General features: G+C 70.8%; 12 protein-coding genes. 5 read left to right on the top strand and 7 right to left on the bottom strand.

Features of this window, described 5'->3' with window-relative positions; translation table 11 throughout:
* Positions 1 to 31: 31 nt before the first annotated feature.
* The 4 genes from C0R66_RS13605 to C0R66_RS13620 all read left to right on the top strand — a co-directional run bounded on the left by C0R66_RS13605 (position 32) and on the right by C0R66_RS13620 (position 5,504).
* Entirely contained in the window at positions 32 to 1,363 is a 1,332-nt protein-coding gene (locus C0R66_RS13605; protein ID WP_101525156.1) for a flavin-containing monooxygenase, read from the top strand.
* Entirely contained in the window at positions 1,360 to 2,322 is a 963-nt protein-coding gene (locus C0R66_RS13610; protein ID WP_101525157.1) for a bile acid:sodium symporter family protein, read from the top strand. The genes C0R66_RS13605 and C0R66_RS13610 overlap by 4 nt, the downstream gene beginning before the upstream one ends.
* On the top strand, positions 2,319 to 3,287 hold the full coding sequence (locus tag C0R66_RS13615; RefSeq protein WP_101525158.1) for an NAD-dependent epimerase/dehydratase family protein: 969 nt from the start codon (positions 2,319 to 2,321) through the stop codon (positions 3,285 to 3,287). Before C0R66_RS13610 ends, C0R66_RS13615 begins: the two co-directional genes overlap by 4 nt.
* A 120-nt stretch (positions 3,288 to 3,407) precedes the next feature.
* A complete protein-coding gene (locus C0R66_RS13620) occupies positions 3,408 to 5,504 on the top strand; it encodes an MMPL family transporter (protein WP_101525159.1) in 2,097 nt (698 codons plus the stop codon).
* 11 nt (positions 5,505 to 5,515) lie between these two features.
* On the opposite strand, the gene C0R66_RS13625 is transcribed toward C0R66_RS13620, so the two are convergent.
* From C0R66_RS13625 to C0R66_RS13635, 3 genes are read right to left on the bottom strand one after another with little or no spacing between them, the layout of a single operon-like run.
* Positions 5,516 to 6,781 (bottom strand): sugar ABC transporter permease, encoded by a 1,266-nt coding sequence (locus C0R66_RS13625; protein WP_101525160.1) that lies wholly within the window; start codon positions 6,779 to 6,781, stop codon positions 5,516 to 5,518.
* Positions 6,765 to 7,577: an ATP-binding cassette domain-containing protein gene (locus C0R66_RS13630; protein WP_101525161.1), complete on the bottom strand. Its 813-nt coding sequence runs from the start codon at positions 7,575 to 7,577 to the stop codon at positions 6,765 to 6,767. The genes C0R66_RS13625 and C0R66_RS13630 overlap by 17 nt, the downstream gene beginning before the upstream one ends.
* Positions 7,577 to 8,650: a substrate-binding domain-containing protein gene (locus C0R66_RS13635; RefSeq protein WP_101525162.1), complete on the bottom strand. Its 1,074-nt coding sequence runs from the start codon at positions 8,648 to 8,650 to the stop codon at positions 7,577 to 7,579. The genes C0R66_RS13630 and C0R66_RS13635 overlap by 1 nt, the downstream gene beginning before the upstream one ends.
* 157 nt (positions 8,651 to 8,807) lie before the next feature.
* Between C0R66_RS13635 and C0R66_RS13640 the strand changes: the two genes are divergently transcribed.
* Entirely contained in the window at positions 8,808 to 9,983 is a 1,176-nt protein-coding gene (locus C0R66_RS13640; RefSeq protein ID WP_101525163.1) for an ROK family transcriptional regulator, read from the top strand.
* Positions 9,984 to 10,002: 19 nt separating this feature from the next.
* On the opposite strand, the gene C0R66_RS13645 is transcribed toward C0R66_RS13640, so the two are convergent.
* The 4 genes from C0R66_RS13645 to C0R66_RS13660 form a co-directional block, all read right to left on the bottom strand.
* On the bottom strand, positions 10,003 to 11,058 hold the full coding sequence (locus C0R66_RS13645) for a substrate-binding domain-containing protein (RefSeq protein WP_101525164.1): 1,056 nt from the start codon (positions 11,056 to 11,058) through the stop codon (positions 10,003 to 10,005).
* The gene (gene guaA, locus C0R66_RS13650) at positions 11,049 to 12,617 is read right to left on the bottom strand and encodes a glutamine-hydrolyzing GMP synthase (protein WP_101525165.1); all 1,569 of its coding nucleotides are present in this window, start codon (positions 12,615 to 12,617) and stop codon (positions 11,049 to 11,051) included. Before guaA ends, C0R66_RS13645 begins: the two co-directional genes overlap by 10 nt.
* 299 nt (positions 12,618 to 12,916) lie before the next feature.
* The gene (locus C0R66_RS13655; RefSeq protein WP_101525166.1) at positions 12,917 to 14,635 is read right to left on the bottom strand and encodes a GMC oxidoreductase; all 1,719 of its coding nucleotides are present in this window, start codon (positions 14,633 to 14,635) and stop codon (positions 12,917 to 12,919) included.
* The gene (locus C0R66_RS13660; RefSeq protein WP_101525167.1) at positions 14,635 to 16,263 is read right to left on the bottom strand and encodes a succinic semialdehyde dehydrogenase; all 1,629 of its coding nucleotides are present in this window, start codon (positions 16,261 to 16,263) and stop codon (positions 14,635 to 14,637) included. Before C0R66_RS13660 ends, C0R66_RS13655 begins: the two co-directional genes overlap by 1 nt.
* Positions 16,264 to 16,318: the final 55 nt, after the last annotated feature.

Here is a 16,318-nt window from a genome sequence, read left to right on the forward strand (position 1 = left end):
CCTCCCCCGCCGATCACCAGGAGTCACCCCCGTGAGCGCCCCGTCCGGCACGTCCCCGCACACCCATGCCGTCATCGGCGCCGGGCCCACCGGCTTGGCCGCCGCCCGCAACCTCGCCAAGCGGGGTCTCCCCTGGACCGGCTACGAGCTGGCCCCCGGCGTGGGCGGGCTGTGGGACATCAGCGGGCCGCGCAGCACCGTCTACGACTCCGCACACCTGATCTCCTCGCGCACCACCACCGAGTTCACCGAGTTCCCGATGGCCCCCGGAGTCGCGGACTACCCCAGCCACCGCGAGCTGCTGCGCTACTTCAACGACTTCGCCGACCACTTCGGCCTCCGCGACGGCTTCCGGTTCGGCACCCTGGTCACCGCGGTCGTGCCCGAGGGCGAGGACTGGCTGGTGACCAGCACCGGACCCGACGGCACCAGCCGCACCGAGCGGCACGCCAGCGTCCTGGTCGCCAACGGCACGCTGAGCGAGCCCGCGGTCCCGGACCTGCCCGGCTCCTTCGACGGCGAGCTCTTCCACACCAGCGCCTACAAGCGGGCCGAGGTCTTCGCGGGCAAGCGGGTGCTGATCATCGGCGCCGGCAACTCCGGCTGCGACATCGCCGTCGACGCGGTGCACCACGCCGCCTCGGTCGACATCAGCGTCCGCCGTGGCTACTACTTCGTCCCCAAGTACCTCTTCGGTCGACCCTCCGACACCCTCAACCAGGGCAAGCCGCTGCCCGCGCGGATCAAGCAGGCGATCGACACCCGGGTGCTCAAGCTCTTCACCGGCGACCCGGTCCGCTTCGGCTTCCCCAAGCCCGACTACAAGATCTATGAGTCCCACCCGGTGGTGAACTCGCTGGTGCTGCACCACGTCGGCCACGGCGACATCCGGGTCCGGCCCGACATCGGCCGCCTGGACGGCGACGGGGTGGTCTTCGCCGACGGCGAGCGGGCGGGGTACGACGTGGTGGTGCTGGCCACCGGCTACCACCTGCACTATCCGTTCCTGGACCCTGCGCTGATCGACTGGGCCGGCCCGGGCACCGGGACGGCGCCCGACCTCTACCTCAACATCTTGCCCAGCAGCGCCCCCGGCCTCTTCGTGCTCGGCATGATCGAGGCCAGCGGGATCGGCTGGCAGGGGCGCTACGAGCAGGCCGAACTGGTGGCCGGCTACCTCGCGGCGCGCGCCGACCGACCGGAACGGGCCCGAGCGTTCGAGGAGCAGGTCCGCGGCCCGCGGCCTGACCTGAGCGGTGGCTACCACTACCTGGGACTGGAGCGGATGAGCTACTACGTCAACAAGGACGCCTACCGCGGCGCCGTGCGCGCCGCGACCGAGAGCCTGGAGGCACCCCAGTGATCGCACCGCTGATCGCCGACCTGACGGTGCTGGTCGACGACGTCGACAGCGTCAAGATCGCGTTCGAGGAGGGCTCGCTGACCACCCTCAAGATCGTCATCGGCGCCATCCTCTTCGGCATCGCGCTCGACACCAGGCTCGAGGACTTCGCCCTCGCCCTGCGGCGCCCGGGCACCATCGCCATCGGCGTCATCGCTCAGTTCCTGCTGCTGCCCGCCCTCACCTTCGGGCTGACCCTGCTGCTCGACGTGCGCGGCTCCGTCGCGCTGGGCATGATCCTGGTGGCGTGCTGCCCCCCGGGCAACGTGTCCAACATCCTGACCCACCGGGCCCGTGGCGACGTGGCGCTCTCGGTCTCCATGACCGCGGTCGGCAACGTGCTGGCGATCTTCCTGATGCCCCTCAACGTGGCCTTCTGGGGCGCCCTGCACCCGACCGGCAAGGAGGTGCTGGAGGACATCGAGCTCTCCGCGGTGGACATGCTGGTCGAGATCGGCCTGGTCATCGGGATCCCGTTCGCGGCCGGCATCGCCATCGCCCGGCTCTGGCCCGCGATCGCCTCGCGCGCCGGGAAGGTCGTCGGCCCGGTGGCCTTCCTCGGGCTAGGTGCGGTGATCGTGGTCGGCGTGGCCAACAACTGGTCCATCTTCGTCGACCACATCGGCGTCGTGGTGCTGGCGGTCTTCGCGCACGACGCTCTCGCCCTGCTGCTGGGCTACGGGATCGCCAGGGCCACCAGGCTGCCCCCGGCCAGCACGAAGGCGATGACCTTCGAAGTCGGCATCCGCAACGCCGGACTGGGGCTGCTGCTCGTCTTCACCTACTTCGACGGCCTCGGCGGCATGGCCCTGGTCGCCGCCTGGTGGGGCATCTGGGACATCATCGCCGGCCTCGCGGTGGCGCAGTGGTGGCGCCACCGGTCCCGCTCCGACTCCCCGGCCGAAAGGGCTCTGGCATGACGCGCATCCTGGTCACCGGCGGCAACGGCTTTCTCGGCAGCTCTGTGGTGCGGGGTCTCGCCGCCTCGGGCCACGAGGTCCTCAGCGGCGACCTCGCCGCACCCCGGACGTCCGTGCCGGGTGTCGAGCACCTGCTGATGGACGTCACCGACGCGGCAGCCGTGGACGCCGCCTTCGCCGACCGGGCCGTCGAGGTGGTGGTGCACCTGGCCTCCATCGTCACCCCCGGCAAGGACAGCTCGCGGGAGAAGGAGTACGCGGTCGACGTCACCGGCACCCGCCACGTGCTGGACGCCTGCCTGGCGCACGGCGTACGCCGGGTGGTGGTCTCCTCCTCCGGCGCCGCCTACGGCTACCACCGGGACAACGGCGCGACCCGGGGCGGCTGGCTCACCGAGGACGACCCGGTCCGCGGCAACGTCGAGTTCGCCTACAGCGACCACAAGCGGCTGGTGGAGGAGATGCTCGCCGACCTGCGCGTGAGCCACCCCGAGCTGGAGCAGGTGGTGCTGCGGATCGGCACGATCCTGGGGGCCCGGGTGGACAACCAGATCACCGCCCTGTTCGAGAAGAAGCGGCTGCTCAAGATCGCCGGAGCAGCCTCCCCGTTCGTGTTCATCTGGGACACCGACGTGGTGGCGGCGATCGAGCTGGCCGCCACCGGCGAGGTGACCGGCATCTTCAACGTCGCCGGCGACGGCGCCCTGACCGTCGACCAGATCGCCGCCGCGATGGGCAAGGCCACCATGGCGATCCCGGAGCCGGTGCTGCGCGCGGTGCTGGCGGTGGGCAAGCGGCTCGGGCTGACGGCGTACGGTCCGGAGCAGACGGTCTTCCTGGCCTTCCGGCCGGTGCTGGACAACACCCGGCTCAAGACGGTGCTGGGCCTGGTGCCCTCGCGCACCAGCGCGGAGGCGTTCGGTGCCTGGCAGCAGGCCCGGGGGCTGACCGGCCCCGAGGCCTGACCCCGGGGCCGCGGCGGGTCCGGAGTCCGCTACCTCAGGGCTACGCCCGATGGGGTAAAAGCCCGGCGCCTAGGGGGAAACCCTGATGCGTCGAGCCAGGAGTCCTGCTCCACTGGACCGATGCACAGACAGATCGCCGGAATGCTCACGGGTCGCGCCACCAAGTGGCTGGTGCTGGGCCTGTGGCTGGTCGTCACGGTGGTCGCGAGCACGTTCGCGGCCAAGCTCGTCGACGTGCAGAACAACGAGGCCTCCTCGTGGCTGCCGGAGAGCGCCGAGTCCACGCGCGCCCTGGAGAAGCTGACCTCCTTCCAGGACCCGAACTCCATCCCCACGGTCGTGGTCTACGAGAAGAGCTCGGGACTCACCGAGCAGGACCTGGCGGCGGCCACCGAGGACGCCAAGAGGTTCGCCGAGGTCGAGGGCGTCGAGGGTGAGGTCGTCGGACCGCTGCCCTCGCAGGACGGCGAGGCGCTGCAGACCATCGTCACCTTCAACTTCGGCTCGGACGGCTGGAACAGCCTGCCCGACGCCGCGGACGAGCTGAAGGAGATCGCGGGGATCAGCGGCGGCGACGTCTACATCGCGGGCGCCGGTGGCCAGGCCGCGGACTCCGCCGAGGCATTCGGCGGCATCGACACCACGCTGCTGTTCTCCACCCTGTCGGTCGTCATCGTCATCCTGCTCCTCACCTACCGCAGCCCGGTGCTGTGGATCCTGCCGATCCTGTGTGCCGGAGTGGCACTGTTCTCCTCCCAGGCGCTGATCTACTTCCTCGCCAAGTACGCCGACCTGACGGTGAACGGGCAGAGCTACGCCATCCTGACGATCCTGGTGATCGGAGCCGGGACCGACTACGCGCTGCTGCTGGTGGCCCGCTACCGAGAGGAGCTGCGCCGGCACGAGGACCGGCACGAGGCGATGGCGTTCGCGCTGCACCGCGCCGCTCCGGCCATCCTGGCCAGTGCCGCGACCGTGGTGCTGGGGATGCTGTGCCTGATGCTGGCGGAGATGAACTCCACCGCGGGCCTGGGCCCGGTCGCGGCGATCGGCATCAGCGTCACCTTCCTGGTCATGGTGACCCTGCTCCCGGCGCTGCTGGTGATCTGCGGTCGCTGGGTCTTCTGGCCCCGCGTGCCGTCCTTCCACTCCCCCGAGCCGACCCAGTCCGGCATCTGGGCGCGGGTCGGCCGCCGGATCGCGGTCCGGCCGCGCACGGTCTGGGTGGCGACGTCGTTGCTGCTCGCCGTCGCCTGCCTGGGCCTGCTCCGCCTGGACACCAGCGGCCTGTCGACCGAGGACTCCTACACCCGCGAGTTCCAGTCGATCACCGGCCAGCAGGCCCTGGAGGAGCACGGTCTGGTGGACCGGTCCAACACGGTGCAGGTGGTCGCCGACGCCGCGCAGGGCGACGCGGTGCGCCAGGCCATGGCCGGGGTCGAGGGCATCGCGTCGCCCAGCGACCCGGTCGTGATCGGGGACGTCGCCTACGTCGAGGCGGTGCTCGACCAGGACGTCTCCTCGCCGGCTGCCTTCGACGCGGTGGAGGCCATCCGGGAGGCGACCCACGCCGTGCCGGGTGCCGACGCGCTGGTGGGCGGCGGCTCGGCGTTCTACCTCGACACCAAGGAGGCGTCCAGCCGCGACAACCAGGTGATCATCCCGACCATCCTGGTGCTGGTGTTCCTGATCCTCACCGTGCTGCTCCGGGCCATCGTCTCGCCCCTGATCCTGGTGGCCACCGTGGTGCTCTCCTTCGGTGCCGCGATGGGCATCTCGGCGCTGTTCTTCGAGTACGTCTTCGGGTTCGCCGGCTCCGACCCGTCGTTCCCGCTGTTCGCGTTCGTCTTCCTGGTCGCCCTGGGGATCGACTACAACATCTTCCTGATGACCCGGGTCCGCGAGGAGACGCAGACCCGGGGCACCCGGGCCGGGTCCCTGGTGGCCCTGACCTCGACGGGTGGCGTGATCACCTCGGCCGGCCTGGTCCTGGCAGCGACGTTCGCGGTCCTGGGCACCATCCCGGTGGTCTTCCTCGCCGAGCTCGGGTTCGCGGTCGCGCTGGGCGTCATCCTGGACACCATGGTCGTCCGCTCGGTGCTGGTCACCGCCATCAACCTCGACCTGGGAGGCCGGATCTGGTGGCCCAGCAGACTGGACCGCGCCGACCGCACGGTCCAGCCGGTGGCGGCTCCCGACCTGGAGTCCGTGCCCTGACCGCGCCCTTGCTAGCCCCGACCGCTGGAGGAGCGCACCCGGCGCGAGATCGAGTCGATGGTCACGGCCAGCAGCAGCACGCCCCCGGTCACCATGAAGCGCACCGACGAGTCCACCCCGACCAGGTTCAGGCCCGTCTGGATGGCCTGCAGCACGATGATCCCCAGCAACGCCGAGTACGCCGACCCGCGGCCGCCGAACAGCGACGTACCGCCGATCACTGCCGCCGCGATCGCGGTCAGGTTGGTGTCGGTGGTGCCGCTGGCCTGGGAGACCGAGGTCTGGAGCCCCGCGGCGAGCAGGCCACCGACCGCAGCCAGGGTCGAGCCCAGGACGAAGACGGAGACGTAGATCCGGTCCACCTTGATGCCGGCACGGCGAGCCGCCTCCTCGTTGCCACCCACGGCGTACACGTGTCGTCCCCACCGGGTGCGCCTCAGCGCCAGGTCCATCAGCACCACCAGTGCGACGAAGAACAGCCACAGGTAGCTCCACCCGCGGTCGATGTTGACGTACCAGGTCAGCACCAGCAGCAGCACCAGCAGCGCTGCTGCCTTGACCAGCAGCACCGGCAGCCACGGGGTGCTGAGCTCGGCCCGGCGCCGTTGGGCGATGGTGAGCAGGCCGGAGCCGAGGTAGAGACCGGTGACCAGCACGACCAGGACGTAGGAGGCCACCGGGCTCAGGAACTCGAACCGGGTGAACTGGACCAGGAAGTTGTCCGAGGGCAGGTTGATCGTGCCGTTCTTGCCCAGCACGTAGAGCAGGGCTCCCTGGAAGCCCAGCAGCCCCGCCAGGGAGAAGACGAACGACGGCACTCCCAGCTTGTTGAACAGCCAGGCGTAGCAGAGCCCGATCACCACCCCGACGCCGATGCCGGCCGCGACGGCGAGCACGGTGCCGGAGCCCTGCTCCACCAGCAGCACCGCCATGGTCGCCGCGGCGAACCCGCTGACCGATCCCACCGACAGGTCGATCTCCCCCAGCAGCAGGACCAGCACGATGCCGAGGGCGATGATGCCCACCGGCGCGGCGAACTGGCTGATCGAGACCAGGCTGCGCGAGGAGAGGAACCGGGGCTCCTGGAGGTAGAAGCCGAGGCAGATCACGAGCAGCCCCACCACCACCGGCAGGTTGCCGAGCTCCCCGGACCGGAGCCGAGTCCCGAGCAGTCGGGCGTACCCGGCGACCCCCTGGGTCTTGATCAGACGCTCGTCCGCGAGGTCGGCAGCCATCGCCGCCTGCGCCGTCTGGATCTCCTCACCCGTCTGCGTCATCGTGTCCCCCTCCCCGGTTCGCGCGCTCGGCGACCACGTTGTCCGAGGCGCCGGTGATCGCGGCCACCAGCTCCTCGGTGGTGGCCTCCTCGACCCGGAACTCGGCCGCGTTGCGACCCAGGCGCAGCACCACGATCCGGTCAGCCACCGCCTGGACGTCCGCCATGTTGTGACTGACCAGGATGACGGCCAGGCCGGTGGCGCGCAGGCGCTCGATCAGGTTGAGCACCTCTGCGGTCTGGGCCACGCCCAGGGCCGCCGTGGGCTCGTCCAGCATGACCACCTTGGGGCTGCCCACCAGGCTGCGGGCGATGGCGACGGTCTGCCGTTGCCCTCCCGAGAGCGAGGCGATCGGGATGCGGACCGACGGGATCTTGGCCGACAGCGTCCTGAGCAGGCGCCACGCCTCCTTCTCCATCGCCACCTCGTCGATGAAGGGCCCGGCCAGCCGCTCCTGACCCAGGAACAGGTTGGCCACCACGTCGAGGTTGTCGCACAGGGCCAGGTCCTGGAACACCGTGGCGATGCCCAGGGCCTGGGCCTCCGACGGTCCGCCGACGTGGATCTGCCGACCGGAGAAGGTGATGTCCCCCGAGTCGGGCGCGTAGACCCCGGAGATGACCTTGACGAGAGTGGACTTGCCGGCGCCGTTGTCGCCCACCAGGGCCACCACCTCGCCGGCGCGCACCTCGAGCTGGACCTCGGTGAGGGCCTGCACGGCGCCGAACCGCTTGGAGACCCCGGTCAGGGAGAGCACGCTCTCCCCGACCGGAGCTCGGTCGAGGGAGGTCGTCATCAGCTCAGGCCGGCGTCCGCACAGGCGTCGGCGTACTCGTCGGTGCAGATGTCGGAGACGCTGTAGAACTCGTCCTCCACCACGGTGTCCCCCACGTTGTCGCTGGTGACCACGATCGGGTCGAAGATGAACGACGGCACGCCCTCGAAGTCCACGGTCTCGCCGACGTCGTCACCGTTGACCAGTGCCACCACAAGCTCGGCGGCCTTCTCGGCCTCGACCGCGATCGGCTTGTAGATGGTCATCTCCTGCTCACCGGCGAGGATCCGTTGGATCGCCGCGAGCTCCGCGTCCTGGCCGGTGATCGGCGGCAGCTGGTCCACCGCCACGCCACCGCCGGTGAGCGCGGCCACGACGCCGCCGGCCTGACCGTCGTTGGCCGCGTAGACGCCGTTGATCTGGTCGGCGTCGTACTTGCTGAGCTGGTCGGTGACGAACTCCTGGGCGTTGTTGGGGCTCCAGTCGGGGTTGTCGTACTCCTCGAGGATCTTCACCCCGGAGTCGTCGATGGCGCTGTGGGCGCCGGCCTTGAACTGGGCCGCGTTGGGGTCCGTGGGAGCGCCGTTGAGCATCAGGATGCCGCCCTTGTCGCCCATGGCCTCCACCAGGGCCTCGCCCTGCATGCGGCCGACAGTCTCGTTGTCGAAGGAGATGTAGTAGTCGGCGTCCTCGATGAACCGGTCGTAGGCGATCACCTGGGCTCCGGAGTCCTGGGCGGTCTGGACCATGCCTCCCGCCCCGGCTCCGTTGACCGGGTCGAGCACGATCACGCTGGCGCCCTCGGAGATGGCGGTGTCGACCTGCTGGGTCTGCTTCGCCTCGTCCTGGTCGGCGTTGTAGTAGACGACCTCGCACTCGCCGCAGAGCTCGGCGACCTTGCCCTCGAACAGCGGGCGGTCGAACGTCTCGTAACGGGTGGTCTTCGACTCCGGGAGCAGCAGGGCGATGACCTGGTCACCGCCGTCGCCGCCGTCGCCGTCCTGGGAGTCGTTGGCCCCACAGGCCGACAGGCCGGCGGCGCCGATGAGCAGTGCAGCACCCCAGGCTGCGTAGCGGTGCAGGGTTGCGGACATGTTTCCTCCTCGTCGAGCGGCGCGCCGCCGCTGATCGAGTGTCCTGAGTCACATCCCTAGTAGTCAAGAGGTGAACGAAATAGTTCGCTCTGAGAACACGCCCCGGCTTTAGCTCCTGAGTCTTGACGACTAATGGCCTGCCCCGCACAGTGTTCGCATGTCTCCCCGCGACCGCGCTCCCGGCTCCCCCGCCTCGCTGCGCACGGCCAACCTGCACCGGGTGCTCGCGGTGCTGCGCCGCGGTGCGCCGCACGGCGAGGCCGCGACCCCCGTGACCCAGGCGACCTTGGCCCGGCTGACCGGGCTGGCCCCGGCCACGGTCTCCAGCATCGTGCGCGATCTCGCCGCCCGGGAGCTCGTGGAGACCGAGCCGGGAAGCGGGCGACGAGGCACCACGGTGCAGCTGGCCCGGGGGGCCGGGGTCGTCGCCGGGATCGACTTCGGTCACAGCCACGTCGCCGTCGCCTTCGGCGACCTGACCGGAGCCGTGGTCTCGGAGCACCGGGTCCCGCTGGGCTCGGGTCACGACTGGGAGGACGGCGTGGCTCTCGCCCGCACGCTGCTGGAGGAGCTGCTGACCCGGCACGGTCTCGACCTCACCCGGCTCCGCGGGATCACCATGGCGCTGCCGGCTCCGGTCACCGACGGGGTGGTCCGGTCCTCGGCGATCCTCCCCGGCTGGGTGGGGGTGCGCGCCACGGACGTGGCCAGCAAGCACTTCGGGCTGCCCGTTCACGTGGAGAACGACGCCAACCTGGGGGCCCTGGCCGAGCACCGGCTCGGCGTGGCACGCGGCGAGACCAGCTCGGTGTTCATCAAGATCAGCTCGGGCATCGGCGCCGGCATCGTCATCGAGGACTCGCTGCACCGCGGCAGCACCGGAGCCGCCGGGGAGATCGGGCACCTCACGCTCGACGACCAGGGCCCGATGTGCCGCTGCGGCAGCCGGGGATGCCTGGAGGCGTACGCGTCGGTGCCGGCCGTCGTGGCCATGATGGCCCCGCAGCTCCCCGGGGCCGGGATCGACGACCTCGTCACCGCTGCCGGGGAGGGCAACGTCGCCGCCATCCGCACGTTCGAGGACGCCGGGCTGCACCTGGGGTGGGGCCTGGCGAGCATCGTCAACCTGCTCAACCCAGCCCTGGTGGTGGTGGGTGGTGACATGGCGCGCGCCGGCGAGCTGCTGCTGGAACCTGCACGGATCGGTCTGCGGCGCCACGCTCTGGACGCCGTCGCCGCCACCCCGGTGCTGGCCAGCCACCTGGGCGAGCGAGCGTCGTTGGCCGGTGCCGTGCTGCAGGCGGCCGAGCGCATCGAGCTGGCGCTGGACTAGCCGTGACGCCCGGGCCCAACTAGCGAAGGGCGAGCGCCTCGCACTCCTGCAGCAGCTCGGCCGGGCAGATCTCGTCGAGGTCGTAGACCCGGTCGCGCAGCACGGTGCGGGCGATGCTGCCAGGGCCGACCGCGGCGGGGGCGAACAGGAACGTCGGCACGCCCTCGTAGTCACTGGCCCCTTGGGTCTCGTCGCCCGCGAGCACGTCGACGGCGAGGTCGGCCGCCCGCTCGGCCAGGGCGGGCAGCGGCTTGTAGACCGTCATCCCCTGCTCCCGTCCCACGATCCGGTGCACGGCGGACAGCTCGGCGTCCTGGCCTGTGACGAACGGATAGTCGGACTTCGCGACCCCCGCCTCCTGCAGTGCCTGGACCACGCCACCGGCCTGGGTGTCGTTCGAGGCCACGATCGCCTTGACGCGAGGCAGCAGGCGTGCGTTCTCGGCCACGAACGCCTCCGCCTCCTGGGCGTCCCAGGACGACGGGTCGAGCTCGGCGAGCACGCGCACGTCGTTCCGCTCCAGCACCCGGCTCACGGCGCTGCGGATGGTGCGCGCGTTGGCGTCGCTCGTCGGCCCGTTGACCAGGAGCACGCCGGCTCGCTTGCCAACCCGGTCGACGACCGACTCCCCGATGAGCTGGCCGATCTCCTCGGGGTCCACCGAGACGAACCAGTCCGCCCCGGCCACGTAGCGGTCGTAGGCGATCACGGGCACGTCGCCTGCGGTGAGGACCAGGTCCTCGGCGGCCTCAGAGTCCACCGCGTTCAGCACCACCACGTCGGCGCCGGACTCGAGCGCCTCGTCGAGCTGCTGCGCCTGGCGGCCCGCGTCCTGCTGGGCGTTGTAGGTCAGGTAGTCGCAGCCCTGGCAGGTCTGCTCGAACCGCGCCCGGAAGAACGGCTCGTCGACCTGCGCCCACCGGTCGGCCCGGTCGGAGGCGAGCAGGAACGCCACCACGGCCCGGTCGGGCTTGACGCAACCGGACAGCCCCGCCGCGGTGAGCAGGACGCTGACCACGAGCGCGAGCAGACCTCGCCTGGTGCGGCGGGCGGCGCCGCCGCCCCCTACTCCCACTCGATGGTGCCCGGCGGCTTGGAGGTGATGTCGAGGGTGACCCGGTTGATCTCAGCCACCTCGTTGGTGATCCGAGTGGAGATCTTCTCCAGGACGTCGTAGGGCAGGCGCGCCCAGTCGGCGGTCATCGCGTCCTCCGAGGTCACCGGACGCAGCACCACGGGGTGGCCGTAGGTGCGGCCGTCGCCCTGCACCCCCACCGAGCGCACGTCGCCCAGCAGCACCACCGGGAACTGCCAGATGTCGCGGTCCAGCCCGGCCCGCGTCAGCTCCTCGCGGGCGATGGCGTCGGCCTCCCGCAGGATCTCCAGCCGCTCCCGGGTGACCTCGCCGATGATCCGGATCGCCAGGCCCGGCCCGGGGAAGGGGTGGCGCCACACGATCTCGGCGGGCAGACCGAGCTGCTCGCCGACCAGGCGGACCTCGTCCTTGAACAGGGTGCGCAGCGGCTCGACCAGCTCGAACTCCAGGTCGTCGGGCAGCCCACCCACGTTGTGGTGGGACTTGATGTTGGAGGTGCCGGCACCGCCGCCGGACTCCACCACGTCCGGGTAGAGCGTGCCTTGGACCAGGAAGGCCACCTTGGCGCCCGAGGACGCCGCGTCGCCCAGCACGTCGGCCTCGGCCGCCTCGAAGACCCGGATGAACTCCCGGCCGATGATCTTGCGCTTCTCCTCGGGGTCCGACACCCCGGCGAGGGCCTCGGCGAAGCGCTGCTCGGCGTCCACGACGTGCAGCTTGACGCCGGTGGCGGCGACGAAGTCACGCTCGACCTGCTCGGCCTCGCCCTTGCGCAGCAGCCCGTGGTCCACGAAGACGCAGTCCAGTCGGTCGCCGATGGCGCGCTGCACCATGGCGGCCGCGACGGCGGAGTCGACCCCGCCGGAGAGCCCGCAGATGGCGCGGCCGTCCTCGCCGATCTGCTCCCGGATCCGCTCGATCTGCTCCTCGACGATGTTGACCATGGTCCAGGTGGGCCGGCAGCCGGCGATGTCGAGGAGGAAGTGCTCCAGGACCTGCTGCCCGTGCTCGGTGTGCAGCACCTCCGGGTGCCACTGCACGCCAGCCATCCGGCGTGCGGTGTCCTCGAAGGCCGCGACCGGCGTGACGTCGGTGGAGGCGAGCACGGTGAAGCCGTCGGGCGCGGCCTGCACCGAGTCTCCGTGGGACATCCACACGTTGTGCGCTCCGGGCAGCTCCCCCAGCAGGGTGCCGGGCTCCAGGACCGTCACCGGCGTCCGGCCGTACTCCCGTGCCCCGGTGTGCGCGACCTCGCCGCCGAGGCCCTGGGCCATCAGCTGGAACCCGTAGCACATCCCGAAGACCGGGGTCTGGGAGGTGAAGATCGTGGTGTCGATGCCCGGGGCGCCGTCGGCGTACACGCTCGAGGGACCGCCGGAGAGGATGATCGCGGCGGGCTTGCGCGCCAGCATCTCCGCCACCGGCATGGTGTGCGGCACGATCTCGGAGTAGACGCGTGCCTCGCGGACCCGGCGGGCGATCAGCTGCGCGTACTGCGCTCCGAAGTCGACCACCAGGACCAGATCGTGCTCCGACATGTGCTGCCTCTCCGTGGCCGTCTTGACGGGGACGAGTCTACCGAGAGCGCCGCACGCCCAAATGCATCAGGGCCCGACCGGGGAGGGAGGATGGTCGGGCCCTGATCACCCAATGCTGACCAGCAGCACGGGGCAACGGCCCGGTTCATGGGAGGGAGAGCTGGTCACCGGGCCTTGCACTAGTCCCAACGATCCCCCATCGAACAAGTTACGCCCAAAGCGACATGCCCTATTTGGGGGAAACCGAGTCCCAATCGTGATCAAAATCAGGCGGCGTTCAGCCAGTCCTCAGTTGCGACTCAGGTGACTGCCACAATCGGCAGCCGCAGGGCCGCCGGAGCGGACGCGGGGACAGCGGGCCGACGCGGCGCGATCGGGGCGAGCGGCCGGTAGGTCTCCCCCAGCGGCGGCCGCGGGTCCGGGTCGCCCTTGTTGGGCCAGAAGGCCATCGCCCGCTCCGCCTGCGCCGTGATCGTCAGCGACGGGTTGACTCCCAGGTTCGCCGAGATCGCCGAGCCGTCCACGACGTGCACGCCTGCGTGACCGAACGCCCGCTGGTAGGCGTCCACCACCCCGGTCTCCGGAGAGTCCCCGATGGTGCAGCCGCCGATGAAGTGCGCGGTCAGCGGCCGGTTCAACGGCTCCCCCACGTTGCCCCCGGGCGTGCCCTTGATGGCCTCGGCCATCCTGCGGGCGGCCTCGTAGGCGACCGGGATGTAGGTCGGGTTGGGCTCGCCGTGGCCCTGCTTGCTCGACATCCGCCACCCGAAGGGCGTGCGCACCCGGATCGTGGTGATGGAGTTGTCCAGGGTCTGCATCACCAGGGCGATCACGGTCCGCTCGGACCAGTGCTTGACGTCGTACAGGTCCAGGGCGTTGCGGCGCTCCTTCCACATCTCCCTGACCCAGCTGCGCAGCCGGCTCTCGCCCTCGACCGGGTCCACCAGCACCGTCTGGAGCAGGGACATCACGTTGCTCCCCCGGCCGTAACGCACCGGCTCGATGTGGGTGTGCTCGTCGGGATGGAAGGAGGAGGTGATCGCCACGCCCTGGCTGTAGTCGGTGGCCAGGTCCGGCGCGAGTGCCCCCAGGATCGCCTCGGAGTTGGTGCGCGCCAGGCTGCCGAGCCGCTCGGAGATGTGCGGCAGGTCGCCGTCGCCCTTGAGCTTGTGCAGCAGCTTCTGGGTGCCGAGCGCCGCAGCGGAGAAGACGACCTCGTCGCAGGTGAAGGTCCGCACCGCCGTACGCCGGGACAGCTTGGCCTTGGTCCACCGTGCCTGGACCTCGTAGCCGCCGCCGGGACGCGGCCGGACCCGGGTCACCGTGGTCAGGGGGTGGACCACCGCCCCCTGCTCCTCGGCCAGGTAGAGATAGTTCTTGACCAGGGTGTTCTTGGCGTTGTGCCGACAGCCGGTCATGCACTCCCCGCAGTTGAGGCAGGCACTGCGGGCGGGCCCCGAGCCGCCGAAGTAGGGGTCGGGGACCGTCTCGCCCGGCGCCTGTCCCGGGCCGCCGAAGAACACCCCGACCGGGGTGGGGTGGAACGTCTCGCCGACGCCCATCTCCTGGGCGACCTGCTCCATCACCTCGTCCGAGGGGGTGCGCACCGGGTTCTCCACCACCCCCAGCATCCGCTTGGCCTGGTCGTAGTAGGGGGCGAGCTCCCTCTTCCAGTCGGTGATGTGGGCCCACGAGGGATCGCGGTAGAAGGCCTCCAGGGGCTCGTAGAGGGTGTTGGCGTAGACCAACGACCCTCCACCCACCCCGGCACCCGCCAGGATCATGCAGTCGCGCAGCAGGTCGATGCGCTGGATCCCGTACATCCCGGCCTGCGGCAGGAAGAGGTAGCGCTTGAGGTCGAACGAGGTCGAGGCGAAGGAGTCCTCTTCGAACCTGGCCCCGGCCTCCAGGACGCCCACGCGGTACCCCTTCTCGGTCAGCCGCAGGGCGCTGACCGAGCCGCCGAAGCCGGACCCGATCACCAGCACGTCGTAGTGCACCGGGGACGAGGCACCCATCAGGCGCGGCCCAGCTTGTTGAGCAGCCGGAGGCTGGTGGTCATCAGCTTGGCGTAGGTCTCCTCCGACATCCCCCGCGGCGGTCCGATGGGAAGGCCGCGCTGGGTGCCCACCGACTGGGTCTCGGTGTAGCGCAGGATGCCCTCAGCGCCCTGGCGACGGCCCAGCCCCGACTCGCGCATCCCGCCCATGGGCGCGCCCAGCGTGCCGAACGCCGCACCGTAGGGCTCGTTGACGTTGACGGTGCCGCAGCGGATGTGCCGGGCGATCTCCCGGCCGCGACGGCCGTCGCCGGTGTAGACCGAGGCGTTGAGGCCGTAGCTGCCCTGGTTGGCGCGGGCGATCGCGTCGGCCTCGTCGTGGAACCGGTAGAGCGAGACGACCGGCCCGAAGGTCTCGGTGCCGAAGCACGTCATCTCCGGCGTGACGCCCTCGAGGATGGTCGGCTCGTAGTAGTACGGCCCCAGGTCCGGGCGGGCCCTGCCACCGGTCAGCACCCGGGCGCCCTTGGCGACCGCGTCCTCGACGTGGGCGGTGACCGTCTCCAGCTGCTGGGCGCTGATCAGCGTGCCCATGTCCACCTCCCAGTCCAGCGAGGCGCCCATGGCCATGGACTGGGTGCGCGCCACCAGCCGCTCCACGAAGCGGTCGTAGATCTGGTCCGCGACGTAGATGCGCTCCATCGAGATGCACAGCTGCCCGGAGTTGGAGAACGCACCGCGCATGGCACCCTCGGCCGCCCGCTCCAGCGGGGCGTCCCGCAGCACCAGCATCGGGTTCTTGCCGCCGAGCTCCAGCGAGCACCCGATCAGCCGCTCCGCGCACTCGCTGGCGATCCGCTTGCCGGTCGCGGTGGACCCGGTGAAGCAGAGGTAGTCGACCCCGGCGATCAGGGGCGTGCCCACCTCGGCGCCCTGTCCGGCCACCACCTGCCACAAGTCAGTGGGGAAGCCCGCCTCCTGGAGCAGCGACGCCCCGAGCAGCGCGGTCAGCGTGGTCTGCGAGTCCGGCTTGGCGACGACCGCGTTGCCGGCCAGGAGCGCCGGCAGCCCGTCGGACATCGACAGGGTGAACGGGTAGTTCCAGGGCGAGATGATGCCGACCACACCCTTGGGGACCCGGTTCACCTCCACCCGGGTGAGGACGGGGAACATGCCCGGCACGCGCGTGGTGGCCAGCTGCGAGGCCCCGACCCGGCCGTAGTAGCGCGCGGTCATCGCGACGTGGGCCACCTCCAGGAAGGCGTCCTTGCGGGCCTTCCCGGACTCCAGGCAGATCAGGTCGCAGATCTCCTCCTGACGGTCCAGCACCAGGTCGTGGAAGCGCAGCAACATCTTCGCGCGCTCCGCCACCGGGGTCCGCGACCAGGTCGCCTGCACCTCGCGGGCGCGGGCCACCGCCCGCTCCACGTCCGCCGGCGAGCTCTGGGGCAGGTGCGCCAGCGGGGCGTCGTCGATCGGGGAGCGGACCTCGTGCGTCTCGGTCCCCGACGCACGGATGCGCGCGGTCAGGACCGCGACGTAGTCGGGCTCTAGGGCGTAGCTCGCGCTGGGGTCGTGCTCGGGATCCCGGGGGCCGTCGCTGAGGGGCCCGCGTCCGGAGCCGCCGTGAAAGGGGCTGGCAGTCATGTACCGAGAGTATGTGACGCCCGTCTCCCAGGCTACCCCTCGGTAGTCACAGCGC

This window comes from Nocardioides houyundeii (assembly GCF_002865585.1).
Lineage (GTDB): Bacteria > Actinomycetota > Actinomycetes > Propionibacteriales > Nocardioidaceae > Nocardioides > Nocardioides houyundeii.

Coding starts and splice junctions, on each gene's coding strand:
- C0R66_RS13660 (WP_101525167.1), bottom strand. CDS start 16,263: ATGACTGCCAGCCCCTTTCACGGCGGCTCCGGACGCGGGCCCCTCAGC.
- C0R66_RS13620 (WP_101525159.1), top strand. CDS start 3,408: ATGCACAGACAGATCGCCGGAATGCTCACGGGTCGCGCCACCAAGTGG.
- C0R66_RS13640 (WP_101525163.1), top strand. CDS start 8,808: ATGTCTCCCCGCGACCGCGCTCCCGGCTCCCCCGCCTCGCTGCGCACG.
- C0R66_RS13635 (WP_101525162.1), bottom strand. CDS start 8,650: ATGTCCGCAACCCTGCACCGCTACGCAGCCTGGGGTGCTGCACTGCTC.
- C0R66_RS13655 (WP_101525166.1), bottom strand. CDS start 14,635: ATGGGTGCCTCGTCCCCGGTGCACTACGACGTGCTGGTGATCGGGTCC.
- guaA (WP_101525165.1), bottom strand. CDS start 12,617: ATGTCGGAGCACGATCTGGTCCTGGTGGTCGACTTCGGAGCGCAGTAC.
- C0R66_RS13625 (WP_101525160.1), bottom strand. CDS start 6,781: ATGACGCAGACGGGTGAGGAGATCCAGACGGCGCAGGCGGCGATGGCT.
- C0R66_RS13615 (WP_101525158.1), top strand. CDS start 2,319: ATGACGCGCATCCTGGTCACCGGCGGCAACGGCTTTCTCGGCAGCTCT.
- C0R66_RS13630 (WP_101525161.1), bottom strand. CDS start 7,577: ATGACGACCTCCCTCGACCGAGCTCCGGTCGGGGAGAGCGTGCTCTCC.